Source organism: Trueperaceae bacterium, from assembly GCA_023954415.1.
Taxonomy (GTDB): domain Bacteria; phylum Deinococcota; class Deinococci; order Deinococcales; family Trueperaceae; genus JAAYYF01.
In genome coordinates, this window is the sequence record JAMLIB010000001.1 from 203,319 (window position 1) to 218,860 (window position 15,542).

Annotated in this window: 15 protein-coding genes and 1 tRNA gene; 2 read left to right on the plus strand and 14 right to left on the minus strand. The window is 71.3% G+C overall.

What is annotated here, in order from left to right; translation table 11 throughout:
• Positions 1–47 precede the first annotated feature (47 nt).
• The 8 genes from M9914_00900 to M9914_00935 all read right to left on the minus strand — a co-directional run bounded on the left by M9914_00900 (position 48) and on the right by M9914_00935 (position 5,213).
• On the minus strand, positions 48–506 hold the full coding sequence (locus M9914_00900; GenBank protein MCO5172728.1) for a hypothetical protein: 459 nt from the start codon (positions 504–506) through the stop codon (positions 48–50).
• A 152-nt stretch (positions 507–658) separates the two neighbouring features.
• Positions 659–1,024, minus strand: a complete 366-nt coding sequence (locus M9914_00905) for a GIY-YIG nuclease family protein (GenBank protein ID MCO5172729.1) — start codon at positions 1,022–1,024, stop codon at positions 659–661.
• Positions 1,025–1,031: 7 nt separating this feature from the next.
• Positions 1,032–1,988, minus strand: a complete 957-nt coding sequence (gene era / locus M9914_00910) for a GTPase Era (GenBank protein ID MCO5172730.1) — start codon at positions 1,986–1,988, stop codon at positions 1,032–1,034.
• Positions 1,989–2,181: 193 nt separating this feature from the next.
• Positions 2,182–3,321: a multidrug effflux MFS transporter gene (locus tag M9914_00915; GenBank protein MCO5172731.1), complete on the minus strand. Its 1,140-nt coding sequence runs from the start codon at positions 3,319–3,321 to the stop codon at positions 2,182–2,184.
• A 306-nt stretch (positions 3,322–3,627) separates the two neighbouring features.
• A tRNA-Met gene (locus M9914_00920) sits at positions 3,628–3,704 on the minus strand.
• A 172-nt stretch (positions 3,705–3,876) separates the two neighbouring features.
• A complete protein-coding gene (locus M9914_00925; GenBank protein MCO5172732.1) occupies positions 3,877–4,467 on the minus strand; it encodes a pentapeptide repeat-containing protein in 591 nt (196 codons plus the stop codon).
• Positions 4,464–4,886 (minus strand): DUF1801 domain-containing protein, encoded by a 423-nt coding sequence (locus M9914_00930; protein MCO5172733.1) that lies wholly within the window; start codon positions 4,884–4,886, stop codon positions 4,464–4,466. Before M9914_00930 ends, M9914_00925 begins: the two co-directional genes overlap by 4 nt.
• A 99-nt stretch (positions 4,887–4,985) precedes the next feature.
• Positions 4,986–5,213 carry a hypothetical protein gene (locus M9914_00935; GenBank protein ID MCO5172734.1) on the minus strand — a complete coding sequence of 76 codons (228 nt, stop codon included), beginning with the start codon at positions 5,211–5,213 and terminating at the stop codon, positions 4,986–4,988.
• Positions 5,214–5,760: 547 nt separating this feature from the next.
• On the opposite strand from M9914_00935, the gene M9914_00940 reads away from it, so the two are divergent.
• Positions 5,761–7,017 carry a hypothetical protein gene (locus tag M9914_00940; GenBank protein MCO5172735.1) on the plus strand — a complete coding sequence of 419 codons (1,257 nt, stop codon included), beginning with the start codon at positions 5,761–5,763 and terminating at the stop codon, positions 7,015–7,017.
• A gap of 77 nt (positions 7,018–7,094) precedes the next feature.
• Here the strand turns inward: M9914_00940 and M9914_00945 are convergent, their stop codons facing one another.
• The 4 genes from M9914_00945 to M9914_00960 all read right to left on the minus strand — a co-directional run bounded on the left by M9914_00945 (position 7,095) and on the right by M9914_00960 (position 11,359).
• Positions 7,095–8,390, minus strand: a complete 1,296-nt coding sequence (locus tag M9914_00945; protein MCO5172736.1) for a thymidine phosphorylase — start codon at positions 8,388–8,390, stop codon at positions 7,095–7,097.
• A gap of 113 nt (positions 8,391–8,503) precedes the next feature.
• Positions 8,504–10,087, minus strand: coding sequence for a UDP-N-acetylmuramyl-tripeptide synthetase (gene murE, locus M9914_00950; protein MCO5172737.1), 1,584 nt, complete (start codon positions 10,085–10,087; stop codon positions 8,504–8,506).
• 34 nt (positions 10,088–10,121) lie between these two features.
• Entirely contained in the window at positions 10,122–10,760 is a 639-nt protein-coding gene (locus tag M9914_00955) for a deoxynucleoside kinase (protein ID MCO5172738.1), read from the minus strand.
• On the minus strand, positions 10,757–11,359 hold the full coding sequence (locus tag M9914_00960; GenBank protein MCO5172739.1) for a deoxynucleoside kinase: 603 nt from the start codon (positions 11,357–11,359) through the stop codon (positions 10,757–10,759). Before M9914_00960 ends, M9914_00955 begins: the two co-directional genes overlap by 4 nt.
• 173 nt (positions 11,360–11,532) lie before the next feature.
• Between M9914_00960 and M9914_00965 the strand changes: the two genes are divergently transcribed.
• A complete protein-coding gene (locus tag M9914_00965) occupies positions 11,533–13,014 on the plus strand; it encodes a hemolysin family protein (GenBank protein ID MCO5172740.1) in 1,482 nt (493 codons plus the stop codon).
• A gap of 61 nt (positions 13,015–13,075) precedes the next feature.
• Here M9914_00965 and alr read toward each other — a convergent pair whose 3' ends face one another.
• Entirely contained in the window at positions 13,076–14,182 is a 1,107-nt protein-coding gene (alr, locus tag M9914_00970; GenBank protein MCO5172741.1) for an alanine racemase, read from the minus strand.
• Positions 14,183–14,310: 128 nt separating this feature from the next.
• The gene (locus tag M9914_00975) at positions 14,311–15,540 is read right to left on the minus strand and encodes an amino acid ABC transporter permease (GenBank protein MCO5172742.1); all 1,230 of its coding nucleotides are present in this window, start codon (positions 15,538–15,540) and stop codon (positions 14,311–14,313) included.
• Positions 15,541–15,542: the final 2 nt, after the last annotated feature.

A 15,542-nucleotide genomic window follows, 5' to 3' on the forward strand; every position in this document is an offset into this window, starting at 1 on the left:
CGCGGCCTTGACCGTGGGGCGCCTAGCTCTAAGCGTCGAGCTGGTGCTTAGAAGTGGTAGTTGAAGCCGAGGCGGCCCGTGACGCCGAAGCCGAAGGTCGGGATGACGCCGATGGCGGGGCCGACTTCGAGGAAGACGCCGCCCTGCGGGAGGCCGGCACTGGCCAGGCTGAACTCGCCGCCGACGAAGGCGTTGATGCCGAGGGCCAAGCCCGAGCCGACGCCGAGGCCGACACCGCCGCCGACGTAGACCTGGATGGGCGTGTCACCCATGTCGACATCGAGGTCGTAAAGGACATCGGCGCCGATGGCGAAGCCGGCCGTGCCGATGTAGTTGTAGCCCGCGTTGAGGCGGACAGCCAAGTTCGGCGCGATGTCGTCGACACCGAAATGAAGCGCGGCACCTGGGTACCCGGCGCTGACGCCGGCCCACATACCGCCTTGCGCGAAGGCTGCACCGGCACCCAGGGCGGCGACGGCGATCAGGCTGACCAAGAACTTGCGCATTCGAACCCTCCAAACCGATCTGAGAAGACTAGGATTACGTTCTCCTCGCCTGACCGGTTATATCACGGGTCTGTGAGAGCGACAAGTCGGGGTTTTCACTCACTATCCGATGGCAATCGGGTTTTCCGTCGGTGCGTCTCGCTGGCGCGCGGCTAGGGCTCGCGGTCGCCGCCGCCGAAGCGCTCCGCGGCCCTGCGCCTCGCGTCCCGAACGAGCGGAGTGGCCGCGTTGCACGGCGGGAGCTCGCCGCCGTGCTCGGCGCGGTACTCGTCCAGGAGGCGCGCTTCCTCGGCCTGGGGCACGCGGCTGTACTCGTAGCGCCAGTAGCAGGCGTGCTGCGCGACGCAGCCGCCCTTCGCCAGGTGCTGCCTGATGCGGTTCGGCACGTCGCGCGCCGACTGGCCGATGTAGAGGGTGCGTTTGGTGGCGTCGGCCAGCTCGTAGACGCCGGGCATGGCGTCCCTGCCGCGCGGGGCCGGGAGCCGCTCGAGCGACCGCCAGCGGGCGGCTAGCGCCAAGCGCCCCTCACGGCTCGTAGCCGAGTTCGCGCAAGGCCTCGCGGTCCTCGCGCCACGACGCGCGCACCACGACCTCGAGCTCCAGGTAGAGCTTCTCCTGGAGGAAGATCTCGAGCTGCTTGCGCGCCATCTTGCCGATCTCCTTGATCATGGCGCCGCCCTTGCCGATGACGATGCGGCGGTGCCCGGCCTTCTCGACCCAGATCTCGGCCGCGATCACGATGGGTCGCCCCTCCTCGGCGTCCTCCCACGACACGACCTGCACCGCGACGCTGTACGGGAGCTCCTCGCGCAGGTGGATCATGGCGGCCTCGCGGATGAGCTCGGCGGCCCACTGCTCGCGCGACTGGTCGGAGCGGATGTCGGTCGGGAAGTAGAAGGGCCCTTCCTGGATGGCGTCGAGGAGGTCCTCGCGCAAGGCGTACACGGCCTTGGGATCGTTGAGGGCCGAGATCGCCAGCGCGCGGCGCGCCTGCGGCGCCAGGTCCTTGTAGAGCCGGAGCGCCTCCTCCGGGTACTTGGCCGCGTCCACCTTGTTGCCGACGATGATCAGGGGCGTGGCCGGCCCGAGCGAGCTGCCGAGCAGGCGCGCGACCGACTTGTCCTCGTCGTTGGGCGGCCTGCGGAGGTCGACGACCCAGAGGACCGCGTCGACGTCGACGATGGCGTCGCGCACCTCGCGGTGCATGGCCTGGTCGAGCGCGCTGCCGCCGCCCTTGTGGAAGCCCGGGGTGTCGACGAACACGAGCTGGCGGTCCTCGGACGTGTAGATGCCGCGTACGCCGCGCCGGGTGGTCTGCGGCTTGGGCGTTATGGGCGCCACCTTGACCCCGAGCAGCGTGTTGAGGAGCGTCGACTTGCCGACGTTCGGCTTGCCGACGATGGCGATGAAGCCGGAGCGCGTGACCGGCCCCTCGGCGCCCGGCGCGTCGCCGGCGGTCTCGTGGTTCGTGGTGTCGCTCAAGCGCGTGGTTCCTCTCGCGGCCGTATGGCCTGACTCGATGTTAGTGCGTAACTCGGCCGAGCGCACGTCATGGCGGCGGCGCCTTGCCCGGCGCCCGGCGGCACGGCCACGCCGCCTGTGGGGCGGACGTTGTCACGCCGAGCGCCGGAGGGGCTTCGGCCCGCCACCGCGCCATCCGCCGGTGATCCCGCCCTCACGCCGCGCGCCGGCGGAACGCCAGTCGCAGGGCCGGGTAGCTGAGCAGCGACAGGACCAGGAGCCCGAGCGCGAACGGTAGGGGCCCGCGGTCGGCGAACGCCGCTATGAGGCTGCCGAGCGCGGTGCCGAGTGAGAGCTGGGCGAACCCCATCAGCCCGGACGCCATGCCTGCCCGCTCCCGGTGCGGGTCGAGGGCCACCGTGGTGCCGTTGGCGAGGGTGAGGGAGAACGACATGAAGAAGGCCATGAGGTTGAGCGTGAACAGGGGCAGGGTCGCCACGCCCAGCGCGACCTGGGCGACGAGCACCGCGCTCACGACGACGAACAGCGGCACGGAGAAGCGCAGGATGCGCTCGGGGGAGGCCACGCGCAGGAGCCTCACGTTGAGCGGCTGAACGAGGAAGGTCATCGAGGCGATGACGGCGAAGACGAGGGCGAAGCCGCCCTCGTCCAGGCCGAAGTGGTTGATGAAGAGCGTCGGCGCGGAGAGCAGGTAGGCCATGAGGCCGCCGTAGACCAGGGCGAGCACCACGACCGTCCAGGCCGAGACCGGGTCGGTGAAGATCGACTTGGCGTTGCGCCAGACGCCTGGGAGGCTGAGCGCGCCCGCGTCCTTGCGGGGCGCGGTCTCCGGCAGGACCAGCCACACGAGGAGTGCCAGCACGACCGCCACGAGCACGAGGAAGGCGAAGATGGCCTGCCAGTGACCGAGCCTCAGGAGCAGGGCGCCGACGGCGGGGGCCAGGAGCGGGGCCGCCCCGAAGAAGATCATGGCGAACGAGAGCATGCGCCCGAGCTCCCGCCCCTGGTAGAGGTCGCGGAGCACGGCCCGCGAGAGGATCGGGCCGGCGGACGCGCCGAGGCCCTGCACGAAGCGGCCGAGGAGGAGGGCGGTGAGCGACGGGGCCGCCCAGGCGATCAGGCCGCCAAGGAGGTAGACGCCCAGTCCGATGAGCAGCACGGGGCGCCTGCCGAAGCGGTCGGCGAACGAGCCGACGATGAGGTGGGGAAGGGCGTAGCCGAGCATGAAGACGCTGACGACGCTCTGGATGGCGGCGTCCGAGACGCCGAAGTGCGCCGCCATGGCGGGGAAGGCCGGCAGCATGGCGTCGGTCGCGAGGGCGCTGACGGTCATGAGCGCTCCGACCACGACGAGGAGGGTGAGCGGGGCTATGCCCTTGCGACCGCTGTGCGAGGCTTCTGGGCCGGCCGGGGCGCCACGGGCGCCTGCCCGTGCCGACGCGGGCTCGGGTCGTGAGGCGGTGGGTGCGGTCGATCGCGCTGCGGTGTCGTTCAAGGCCTGGTCGCCTCCCACGGCGGGCTGACTAACGGGGCACGAGCTGCTTCAACTGTAGGCGCGTAGGTAGCCAGGGCGCTTACGGCAGTAGGACGTTTCGTAGAAGAACACAGGGCCACCGGCGGGTGACCCTGTGAACGGTGTTGGTTGCGGGGACAGGATTTGAACCTGTGACCTTCGGGTTATGAGCCCGACGAGCTACCAGACTGCTCCACCCCGCGCCGCAAGCGGGCGTCCTCGCGGCCTCGGGGCCGTCGGCGACGCAAAAGCAAGTGTACTAATCCGGGCCGGCGCATGTCAAGGTGATACGAGCATGCGGCCTCGGTTCTCATGCCTAGCGGATGATGCGTTACTCAGGACGGGACCAACCGCTTCCCGGGTGGTGGGCGCCGCTCAATCCAGCTCGACCCCGGCCGCCGCGAGCAGCGCCGCCGCCTCCGGCAACCGCACCCGCAAGCCCCGCACCTCGTTCGCCTGGAGCGAGAAGACGTAGTTGCGCGCCGTGCGCAGGTCGGTGGCGCGCAGGTCGTTGCGCGTGAGGACGCACCTGGCCAGGTCCGAGCCGCTGAAGTCCACGGCGCGCAGGTCGCAGCCGACGAACTCGGCTTCGAGGAAGCGGCACGACGTGAAGGCGAACTCCCTGAGGTCCATGCGTTGGAAAGAGGTGTAGCTCAGGTCGCACTCGTCGAACCTGGCGCTAGGCACGATGGGCAGCTGGCTCAGCGTCTCGAAGTGGGCGCCCGTCAGCCGGCAGGTGGAGAACTCGAGGGACTGGAAGACCGCGTCGGCGAGGTCGCAGAGCGCGAGCTCGCAACCGACGAAGCGGCAGTCCGAGAGGTTGGCGCCCTTCAGCGAGACCTCGGTGAGGTCGCACGAGGCGAACTCGCAGCCGATCACGATGGCGCCCGCCAGGGGGAGCTCAGCCGGGGAGAGCCCGACGAAGCGCTGGTCCGCGTAGCGCAGCGGCTCCTTCGGCGGTCTCATCCCCCGTAGCGCTGCCGCGTCACCTCGATCGAGGTGCGCACCAGCTCCTCGAGGACCGCCACGTCGACGTCGGAGAGACGCTTGATGTAGAGGCACCCCTTGCTGGCCTTGTGCTTTCCGAGGCGCTGCAGGTCGGCGTTGCCTTCCGCGAACCCCGGCGTCAGGTAGACGACCGTGTTGCCCTTGCGCGGCGCGAAGCCTGCCAACGGGGCGTCGCCCTCGTGCCCGCTCTCGTACTTGTAGTGGTACCGCCCGAACCCGACGATGCTCGGCCCCAACATCTTCGGTTCCTCGCCCGTCAGGCGGCGCATCATCTGTACGAGCGCCTCCGCGTCGGCGCGCTGCTCCGGGCGCTCGAGGGCGGCCAGGTGGGCAGCGACGGCCACGTCGGTCGGGACGAGCTTCGGCGTCTTCGTCATGGCGTTCCTCCCGGGGCGGTCATGTCAGGAGCATACAGGCGGTGGGGTCGGGGAGACGCTCCCGACCCCACCGCGGTAGTGGGGAGGCGCCCCGCATCGTTAGATGCCGCCGGAGCGGTGCGAGTGCCTCTGCAGGCGCCAGGCGTTCGCCGCGCGCTGTTCCAGCTCGGCGAGCTCCGCGCGGACGGCGGCGAGGGCGCTCTCCCGTGCGCGCCTGCGCTTGTCGGCGAGTACGGCGAGGGCCACGGCGCGCTGGGCGGCCTGGCCTCGCAGGTGGCTCACGCGTTCTTCCGCGGCGCGAAGCCTCGAGTGGCTGAGCTCTAGCATGGTGGTTGCCCTCCAGATGGCGCTCGAACCGGCGGCAGCGGACCTACGAGCGTCTGCGCTCGCGAGGCGCGGCTACTTGGCCGAGCGGACGGCGTGAGAGAACGGTTGCGGGGACTTACGGAAGAAGGGTCGCTGTGGAGCGCGGTGCGTCTTGGGACGGCGTGCCGAAGGTCAAGACAGCGTGCCGAAGACGGCGCGGAGTCCGCGCGGAGCGTGGCGGCTGGCGACGACGTGTGCCTGCTGCGCCCCACTAACGGGCTCGCTCGCCCCAATGCCGGGCTCGAGATCTGCTCTGGTCATCGCTCACCTCCTCGCTTTCGCCCACTAACGTCGCGGGCATGCCGCGCTGACGCGGCTGGGAGCCTCGGGCTCCCGAGAGGCATGACAGTAGCAGCCGGCCGGCCGACTGTCAACTGCATACGCGAGTCCGATGCGTCACAAGCCGTGCACCGGCGGTTGTTTATCGTGGGCTCGAAAGCCCGATCGGCGACCAGGCGCCACCCAGTCGCGAGGCAAGCGCGTCGCCCACCATCAGGAGGCAACGCCCATGAGGATCACCCGCCTTCACGCGCTCACCGCGATCGTCCTACTGTCGGCCCTGGCGAGCTGCACGACGCCCGCGCCGCCGCCCCCGCTACCTACGCCGACCCTCGACCCCGCCGGCCCGCTCACGGCCAAGGTCGGTTCGCACGTGCTCTTCGAGAGCCAGAACCTCGTCGGCGCCGTCGAGTGGTCGGTGAACGACCTGATCGGGGGGTCGGCGGCCGCCGGCACCGTGGCCGGCGGCGACTACCAGGCGCCGGCCAGGGTACCGACCGACCCGGTCGTGACCGTGGCGGCCGCCCAGGTCACCGACCCGGCCCGGCGGGCAAGCGCGCAGGTGACCGTCACCGCGCCAGGCACCCTCTACGTGCTTGACACGGCTGTGTACGTCTACGACGACATGGACGGCGCGACCGGCGACATCGCCCCTGACCGCAGTTTCCGCATCGACGGCGTCGACCCGGCCACGGATTACTACGAGCTGGTCGTCGCTCCGGCTCGCGACGCGGCCTTCATCGGGGTCCAGGCGTCCGGCACCAACGTCTTCAGGGTCGACGACGTGTCGAGCGCCTCGGGCGACGTGACCGCCACCGGCTTCTCCTCGTTGGGGCACGAGAACCCCGCCGGCATGGCTTACGACGCGGAGAGGGACATCCTGTACGTCGCCTTCTCTTACGCGCTGGTGGCCTACGACGACGCGTCGACGGCGGCGGCCGGCAAGGAGCCCGACCGCGTTCTCGAGGGCCCGAACGTGAGCGGCCTCGTCTCGGAGTTCGACACCCGCCTGCGCCTGGACGTCGCCAACGACCGTCTGTTCGTCTCGAACGTCGACGGGAAGGTAGGCGTCTACGACGACGCCTCGACGGTCGTCGGCGACGCCGCGCCCGCTCGGTTGGTTGAGCTCGACGCCTCGGTCTCCTACATCTGGGGCGCGGCCTACGACGCCCGGCGCGACGACCTGTACCTCGCGGACCAGTCCACCGACGGGGTCTACGTGATAGCCAACGTCTCCAGCATCGCCGGCATGGTGCTGCCCGACAGGCACGTCACCGGCCCGGCTACGCAGTTCGTCGGACTCTCGCAGGTCTCCTACGACCTGGCCAACGACCGGCTCGTCGTCATCGACGCCGATGGGAACGACGTCAAGGTGTTCGACAACGCCTCGACGCTCGACGGCGACGTTGCCCCCACGCGCGTCATCGGCGGCGTGGAGCTGCCGCTCGCCTACCCGTACGGAGGCTACCTGGACCCGAGCCAGTGAGCGCACGGCTGGCCGGATAGGCCGAGGCACGGCGAACGCGAACCGCCACGCGCGCCGGTCGGGCAGACCCCGCTGGTTCAGCCGCCGCTGCCCCGCTCGAACACGAGCGGCTCAGGCGCGGCGGACTCACCGACCTCGTAAGCGTCCGTGAGGAGCGCGGTGGCCGCCTCCAGGCCGCGTCCACCGCGGTGCCAGAGGGTGGCGAGGGCCTCGCCCGTCGCGACCGGGTCGCCAACCTTGGCGTGCAGCTCGATGCCCACGCCCGCGTCGATCGCCTCGCCCTTCTTGCTGCGCCCGCCGCCGAGCACCCCGGCGGCGCGGCCGACGGCGAGCGCGTCGAGCCGGCTGACCACCCCGGCGCGGCTCGCGCTCAGCGCGAAGGTGTCGGGCGCGCGCTCGAGCTTGTCCAAGCTGGTGACGTCGCCACCTTGCGCCCCGATCCAGCGCTCGAAGCGCTCGAAGGCACGACCGCTCGCGACGGTGTCTAGGAGCGCGGCGCGCGACACGGGCAGCCCTGCGGCCGTGAGCACCTCCTCGGCGAGCACGAGGCAGAGTTCCAGGAGGTCGTCCGGCCCGTCGCCGCGCAGGCACGCGATGGCCTCCTCGACCTCCATCGCGTTCCCGACCATGCGCCCGAGCGGCTGCGCCATGCCGGAGAGGATGGCGCGGACGTTGCGCCCCGCGAGCGTGCCGATGGCGACCATCGCGGCCGCGAGCGCGCGCGCGTCGTCCAGCGTCTTCATGAACGCCCCGCTGCCCACCTTGACGTCGAGCACGATCGACTTGGCGCCGCCCGCGAGCTTCTTGCTCATGACGCTGCTGGCTATGAGGGGTAACGACTCGACGGTGCCGGTCGTGTCGCGCAGCGCGTAGAGCAGGCCGTCGGCCGGCGCGAGGTCCTTCGACTGGCCGGTGACGACCACGCCGACCTCGCGCGCCACGCGCCTGAACTCCTCGTCGCCGAGGCCCGCGCGGAAGCCTGGGATGCTCTCGAGCTTGTCGACGGTGCCACCAGTGTGCCCAAGGCCGCGACCGCTCATCTTGGCTACCGTGCCGCCCATGGCGGCCAGGAGCGGCGCGAGGACGATCGTCGTCTTGTCGCCCACGCCGCCCGTGGAGTGCTTGTCGACCGTGTTCGGTAGGTCGCCAAGGTCGAGGATGTCGCCAGAGCGGGCCATCGCCAGCGTCAGCGCCGCCGTCTCCGCGTCCGTCATGCCCCGCCAGCACACGGCCATGAGCCAGGCCGCGACCTGGTAGTCGGGCACGGCGCCTTTCACGTAGCCCGCGATGAACGCCTCGAGCTCGGCGGCCGAATGGGCGCGCCCGGCGCGTTTGGCCAGGATCATGTCGATGGGTCGCGGCTCGACGCTCACGCGCGCGCCACCGCTCTCGCCCACGCCGAGGTGCACACGGGCGCTTTCGCGCCCCTGACGGGTCTGGATGTGCTCATGCGCCAACTGTAGCGAAAAGCCGCGCGCCGGGTTGGTTACGCGCCCGCGCCGGCCAGGGCGGCGCGGGCCTCGCTCGCCTCGTCCCACGCGAGCGTCTCGCCGGAGCGCTCGAGGGTGCGCTCGTGCCCCTTGCCTGCCAGGAGCACGACGTCGCCGGGGCGTGCGAGCTCGACGCCCCGGCGGATGGCCGCGCGCCTGTCCGGCTCGAGGACGTAGTCGACGCCCTCACGACCACCTGCCGCGGCGGCCCCCGCCCCGATCTCGGCGAGGATGGCGGCCGTGCTCTCCGAGCGCGAGTCCTCCTCCGTGAACACGGCGACGTCGGCCCCGAGGCGCGCCTCCCGGCCGATGGGCGCGCGCTTGCCCGGGTCCCGCTCGCCGGCGGCGCCCACCACGACGATGAGCCGGTGGCCTTCGCGGCGCACGGCCGCGAGGGCCTTGGCGAGGGCGGGGGCGGTATGCGCGAAGTCGACGATCACCGTCGCGGGCTCCGCCTGGACGACCTGCATGCGGCCGGGCACGCCGGGGAACGTGGCGAGGCGTGCGACGGCCGCCTCCGGTGCCACCCCCTCCACCACCGCGGCCGCCACCGCCCCGGCCGCGTTCCAGGCGTTGAAGGCGCCGACCATGGGCAGGCGCGCGGTCGCGCGCTCGCCGAAGACCTCCAGCTCGAACTCGAGCCTCCCTGGTGAGCTGCTCAGGTGTCCGATCCGCACGTCGGCGCCCGCCGCCGACCCGAAGGTGACGGTCCGCCGGCCGGCCGCGCGCGCCGCGGCGAGGAAGTAAGGCGAGTGCTCGTCGTCGAGGTTCACGGCGGCCGTGGCGGCGCGGCGCACGAGGGTGGCCTTGGCGTCGCGATAATCGGACAGCGTGCCGTGGTGGTCGAGGTGCTCGGGGGTCAGGTTGGTGAACACGCCGACGGCGTACTCCACCGCGTCGAGCCGGTGCAGCGAGAAGCCGTGCGAGCTGGATTCGAGCACGACGTGGCTCGCCCCGCCCCGGAGGAACCGCCCGAGGAGCGCCTGGACCTCGGTGGCCTCCGGGGTCGTGAAGTGGCCGCTGAGCGGTTCGAGCTCGACGTGACCCAGCCGGATGCCGGCCGTGCTGAGGAGCGCCGCCTCCCTGCCTGCGAGCAGCAGCCAGTGCAGGAGGTAGCTCGTCGTCGTCTTGCCGTCCGTGCCCGTGACGCCGAGGACCCGCATGCGCGAGGACGGGTGACGCTCGAACGCCGCCGCCAGGTGGGGGAGGGCGGCGCGGGTGTCGGGGACGCGGAGGTACGGCACCGTGGGCGCGTGGGCGAGCTCATGGGCGCCGAGCTCGCCTACGAGCGCCGCCGCGCCGGCGCGCGCGGCCTCCGGCAGGAGGGAGTGCGCATCGAACTTGGCCCCCCGCCGCGCCACGAACAGGGCGCCCGGCCTCACCGCGCGGTGGTCCTGGGCCACCGCCGTGATCCGCGTGGCGTCCAGCCCCTCGAAGGTGATAGCTAGACCGGTCTGTACTGCCGATGCCAGCGGCGGGATCGCCGCGGGGCCGGTTACGGCCGCCGCGCGCCAGAGGTCACCCAGGGGGAGGGGACCCGGGCCGGCGTCCCACAACGGCGCGCGCTCGTTCCGGGGCATGCTCATCGCCCGACCCCCGACCGCCGCGCCCCGCTCACCTGACGACCGGAGCCGTCAGCCCGCTCCGTTCCAGCAGGTCGAGCACCTTCTTGAGGTCGGCCTGGTCGTTCACGAAGTCGAGGTCGTCCGCCGGGACCACGACGACCGGGGAGAGGGAGTAGTCCTCCACCCACCGCTCGTAGAGGTCGCCCAGGCGCAGGAGGTAGCCGTCCTCGATGTTCGCCTCGTACGCCCGGCCGCGCTGGGCGATGTGGCGCTTGAGCGTGCCCAGTCCGGCGCGCAGGTAGATGAGCAGGTCCGGCGGCCTGAGGGCCGCCAGCACGGCGTGGTAGAGGGTGCGGTAGGAGGCGTGGTCGCGGTCGTCCATCACCCCGTCGTCGTGCAGCAGCCGCGCGAAGATCGCGGCGTCCTCGTACACGGTCCGGTCCTGGATCACGCGCCTGCCCGGGTTCACCTCGCGCAGGTGCTGCTTCAGGCGCGCCGCCAGGAAGAAGACCTGGGAGTGGAAGGCGTAACGGCGCATGTCCGAGTAGAAGTCCTCGAGGTAGGGGTTCTCGTCGACGGCCTCGTAGACGGGTGACAAGTGATAGCGGCTGGATAGCACCTTGGTGAGGCTCGACTTGCCCGCGCCGATGTTGCCGGCCACGGCGACGTAGATGCCGTCCTGGTTCACGCTATCCCGGCCCAGCCGCGGATGTCTCGGATGAGCGCCGCGCGCTCGCCTTCGTTGACGACGAAGTCGATGGCCCCGGCGTCGACCGTCCGCACCTGGACGGCGGAGTGGGCGAAGTAGTCGTCGTACGCGGCCGAGATGCGCTCCAGGTACGCCGCCTGGATGTCGGCCTCGAACGGGCGGCCACGCTTGGCGATGCGTTCGAGCAGCAGCCGCGGCTCCGCGCGCAGGTAGACGATGAGGTCGGGGGTTGGCAGGCGCGAGCGGAGCTGATGGAAGAGGTCGGAGTAGAGCTCGAACTCGGCGCCTTCCAGCGTCAGGGACGCGAATAGAAAGGTCTTGTCGAACACGTAGTCAGCCACCGTGTGCCGCTGGAACATGGACGCCTGCGCGAGCTCGGAGTGCTGCCTGAAGCGCGACAGGAGGAAGAACGTCTCCGTCTGGAAGGCGTAGCGCGCTGGGTCCTCGTAGAACTGGGCGAGGAAGGGGTTCTCCTCGACGACCTCGACGAGGAGGCGCGCGCCGAGGTCCTCGGCCAGGTAGCGCGCGAGGCTCGTCTTCCCGACTCCGATCGGTCCTTCCACGACGATGGTCGCCATCACGTGGACGGAGCATACCGCGCTCCGGGCGGGCGCCAGACGGGCCGCCTGCGCGCGTGCGGCCGCCGCGTCCGAGGGGTCGCCGGGCGGCGGCGACCACCTCCGGCGTGCGGGCGACCGAGTCGCCCGGGGTCCGGCCGGGGCTCGAACGCGTGCTACAATCCCCACAATCGATGGAAGACAACCCTCCGGACCGATCGCGGCGCTCGACGCGCGCCCCACTAGCCCTACTCGTACTCACAGCCTCTAGCCTGGCCCTCGCGCAGGCGCCCGCGACCATGTCGGCGCCCGCCCCGGCCGTCACAGCCGTCCAGGTCGTCGCGATGGTGGCGCTCCTCCTCGCTTCCGCGTTCCTGTCCACCGCGCATACGGCCCTGACGGCGGTCGGCGAGTGGAAGCTCCGGCGCTTGCGCGACGACGGCGCGGAGCCGTCGGGCGCCCTCGCCACGCTGGAGCGCAACCCCGCCCGCTTCATCAGCACCCTGCTCATCGGCAACACCTTGGTGAACGCCGGCCTGGCCGTGCTCGTCACGAACCTGCTCTTGCACAACGCCGCCGCCATCGGCGTCGGCACGGGCGGCGCACTGGTGCTCGCCGCAGTCCTGACGAGCGTCCTAGTCCTCCTCTTCGGCGAGCTCGCCCCGAAGTCGGTCGCGGCGCACGACCCGCTGAGGGTCACCCGCCTCGTGCTGCGGCCGGTGTTCGCCCTCTCCGTCGTCCTCTACCCGCTCGGGCTCGCCTTCAACTGGCTGACCGGCCAGTTCCTCCGCGTCTTCCGCATCACGCCCAACAGCGCCGCCCTGATGTCGGAGAGCGAGCTCCGCCTCATGCTCCAGAACGCGGAGGAGTCCGGCGTGATCGAGGCGCAGGAGCAGGCCATGATCAAGGGCGTCATCGACCTGGAGGAGACGGTCGTGCGCGAGGTCATGACGCCACGCGTCGACGTCGTCGGCATCCCCGCCGACGCCGGCCTCCGCGAGCTGCAGGCGGTCGTCACCGAGCACGGCTACAGCCGCCTCCCCGTCTACGGCGAGGGCGTCGACGACATCAAGGGGATGGTCTACGCGCGCGACCTGCTGCCCTACCTCGGCAGGCCGGAGGCGCTGGACGGCACGAAGGTCGTCGACCTCATGACGGCCGTGCAGTACGTGCCGGAGACGCTCTCCGTGATGAGCCTCCTGCGCGAGATGCGCGTGCGCAAGAACCACCTGGCCGTGGTCGTCGACGAGTTCGGCGGCACGTCCGGCATCGTGACGCTCGAGGACATCATCGAGGAGATAACGGGCGAGATCTACGACGAGACCGACGAGGACGAGGTCGAGGACGTCGTCGCCCTGCCGGACGGCAGCTTCCGTCTCCAGGGCGGGACGCATATCGAGACGATCGCCGATGCCCTCAAGCTGTCGTTCGACCCGAACGGCGATTACGACACGGTCGCAGGCTTCCTCATAGACAAGCTCGACCGCATCCCGCGCTCGGGCGAGGAGGTCGACTTCCAGGGCGTCAAGTTCGTCGTGGACGAGGCGGACGAGCGGCGCGTGATCAGCGTGATCGCCACGCCGATCGTCGAGCCGAGCCCGCCGGGGGCGGCCGAGGAGCCCGCGGAGGAGCCCACGGAAGAGGTCGCGGCGGTGGCGGAAGCCGCCGACGGCTGACGAGCGCCGCGGAGAGGCCGCGGCCTGCGTCAGCCCCGGTGGGGGCCGCGGCCCGCGAGCGTCAGCCGAGGTACTCCCGCTCGACGCGCGGCATCACCCGCGTGATGAACTCGTAGGCGACGGTGCCGAGCTGGCTCGCGAGCTCGTCGGCGCTCGGTCCGTCGCCGCCCCAGAGGGTCACGCGGTCGCCAGGCGCCACGCCGGCGGCCGTGCTCGCGTCCACGATGAGCTGATCCATGCACACCCGCCCGACGATGGGGCAGCGCGCGCCGTTCAGGCTCGCCCACGCCTTGCCCGTGAGCATGCGCGGGTAGCCGTCGGCGTAACCGATGCGCACGGTCGCCAGCGTCGCGTCGTCGGCGGCCGTCCAGAGCTGCCCGTAACTCACGCTCGTGCCGGCCGGAACGCGCTTCACGAACGTCACGGGCGCGCTCAGGCGCATGCTGGGCCTCACGCGCGGCTCGGCGGCGGCGAACTCCGCGCTCGGCGCGTAGCCGTACAGGAGGATGCCCGGCCGCACCACGTCGAAGTGGGCCTCCGGGTAGGCCAGGATGCCGGCCGAGTTGCAGGCGTGCCGCAGCGGAACCCGCAGGCCCCTGGCCGCCGCGGCGTCGAGCGCCTCGACGAAGCGCTCGATCTGCCGGACGGTCGTCCCTCGCTCCGGTCCGTCCGAGTCGCTGAAGTGCGTCCACAGCGCCTCGAGCTCCAGGCCGGGCGCGCGCGCGACTGCCTCGGCCACGCCGGCCGCCGCGGCGGGGGGCAGGCCCAGCCGCCCCATGCCGGTATCGACCTTCACGTGCAGCCGCAGGGGCTTGGGGAGGTCGGCGGCCTGGTAGCGCTCGACCGACGCCTCGTCCGTGGCCACGAGCGCCACGTCGAGGTCGCACAGGCGGGTGACGAGGCCCGGGTCCATGATGGGGCTGAGCAGCAGCACGTTGGCGCGCACCCCGGCAGCCCGCAACGCGAGCGCCTCGCCGGGGGAGGCCACGCCGAACCACTCGCTGCCGGCCGCCGCCAGGCGCTTGGCGACCGCCTCGATGCCGTGGCCGTAGCCGTCGGCCTTGACCATCGCCATGGTGGCTACGCCCGGCGCGACGTGCTCCCTGACTATCCGGTAGTTGTCGTCCAAGACGGCAAGGTCGACGTGAGCGACGGGGCTCTCTCGCATGGCGAGAGTCTATCAAGCCGCCCAGGACCGCCTACGCCCCGCCAGAGCGGAAGGGGAACCCAGAGCAGGTGGGCGGGGGCACGCCGGGCGCTCTTCGCCCGGGTCGGGGTAGCGAGCCCCAGGAACGCTCAGCGCGACCAGGAAGTGCGGCGCTCGACGGACTTCGCCAGCGACGACGCCATCAGGGTGAGCACGATGTAGAGGATCGCCACCGTGTTGAAGGGCGGGAACACCTCGAAGTTCGCCGCCTGGAACTCGCGGGCGCGCTGCGTGATGTCGCGCACGGAGAGGACCGAGAGGAGCGACGTGTCCTTCAGCATCGCGATGAACTCGTTGCCCAAGGGGGGCACGACGATGCGCAGGGCCTGCGGGAGCACGACGAACCTGGCCGTCTGCCAGGTCGTGAGGCCCAGGCTGCGGGCCGCCTCCGTCTGGCCCCTGCCGATGGCCTCGATGCCGGCGCGGAAGATCTCGGCGAGGTAGGCGGCGTAACCGAAGCTGATGCCGACGATGCCGCGCGTCACGCGCGACATGTCGATGAAGCCGCCCGTGGCGTCGCGGATGGCCCCTTGGAGCGGGAAGCCGACGTAGAGGATGACGACGAGCATGGGGATGCCGCGCAGGACATCGACGTAGAGCTCCGAGACGAGCCGCAGAGGGTGGGTGCCGCTCTGCCATGACGCGAACGTGAGCGCGAGCCCGAGCAGACCGAGGACGAGCAGGAGCATGCCGGGCCGCTTGAGGGCCGGGGCGAGGAAGGACGTGCGCCACATGACGGTAGCGCCTTCCGGCACGCCGGCGACCGGGATGAGCGCCGAACTGACCTGCCCCGTCTGCAGGCGGTCGAGCGCGGCGGCCAGGTCCGTGACGGCGCGCACGGCCTGGGGCGCCTCGGCGCCGGGGTAGTTGCCGAGCTTCACGGGGTCCGAGGCCGAGACGGGCGTGCCCTGGATGATGGCGACGCGGCCGCCGCCCTCGCCGATGAGGGCGTACTGCTCCTGCGGCCTGGTGAGCAGCAACGTTGCGCCGAGCAGGAGCACGACCGAGCCGATCAGGTAGTTCCGCGCCGTGCGTTCGCCCTGTTTGAGGAGCTGGAAGCCGGCGAGGACGAGGCCGAGCGCGCAGGCGGCGACGTACGCGACGACCGTAACGAGCGCCGTGGTGCCGAGCCCGGGGAGCAGGAACTTCAACGCCGCCTGGTAGCGGTCCGAGGAGGCGAAGAGGTAGACGACGAACGGCAGGGCCGTCAGCAGGATGAGGTAGCTAGGGCGGATGTTCTTGAGGAAACCGCGGCGCGCGGCGAAGCTGGTAGCGGTGCCTTGCCCGCTACCAGCCGCCGCGCGCTTGCGAGGTTCCATGC

Excerpts from the sequence above, each read along its gene's own strand:
- M9914_00900 (MCO5172728.1), bottom strand. The coding sequence starts at position 506 with ATGCGCAAGTTCTTGGTCAGCCTGATCGCCGTCGCCGCCCTGGGTGCC.
- M9914_00915 (MCO5172731.1), bottom strand. The coding sequence starts at position 3,321 with ATGACCGTCAGCGCCCTCGCGACCGACGCCATGCTGCCGGCCTTCCCC.
- M9914_00925 (MCO5172732.1), bottom strand. The coding sequence starts at position 4,467 with ATGAGACCGCCGAAGGAGCCGCTGCGCTACGCGGACCAGCGCTTCGTC.
- M9914_00930 (MCO5172733.1), bottom strand. The coding sequence starts at position 4,886 with ATGACGAAGACGCCGAAGCTCGTCCCGACCGACGTGGCCGTCGCTGCC.
- M9914_00935 (MCO5172734.1), bottom strand. The coding sequence starts at position 5,213 with ATGCTAGAGCTCAGCCACTCGAGGCTTCGCGCCGCGGAAGAACGCGTG.
- M9914_00940 (MCO5172735.1), top strand. The coding sequence starts at position 5,761 with ATGAGGATCACCCGCCTTCACGCGCTCACCGCGATCGTCCTACTGTCG.
- murE (MCO5172737.1), bottom strand. The coding sequence starts at position 10,087 with ATGCCCCGGAACGAGCGCGCGCCGTTGTGGGACGCCGGCCCGGGTCCC.
- M9914_00960 (MCO5172739.1), bottom strand. The coding sequence starts at position 11,359 with ATGGCGACCATCGTCGTGGAAGGACCGATCGGAGTCGGGAAGACGAGC.
- M9914_00965 (MCO5172740.1), top strand. The coding sequence starts at position 11,533 with ATGGAAGACAACCCTCCGGACCGATCGCGGCGCTCGACGCGCGCCCCA.
- alr (MCO5172741.1), bottom strand. The coding sequence starts at position 14,182 with ATGCGAGAGAGCCCCGTCGCTCACGTCGACCTTGCCGTCTTGGACGAC.
- M9914_00975 (MCO5172742.1), bottom strand. The coding sequence starts at position 15,540 with ATGGAACCTCGCAAGCGCGCGGCGGCTGGTAGCGGGCAAGGCACCGCT.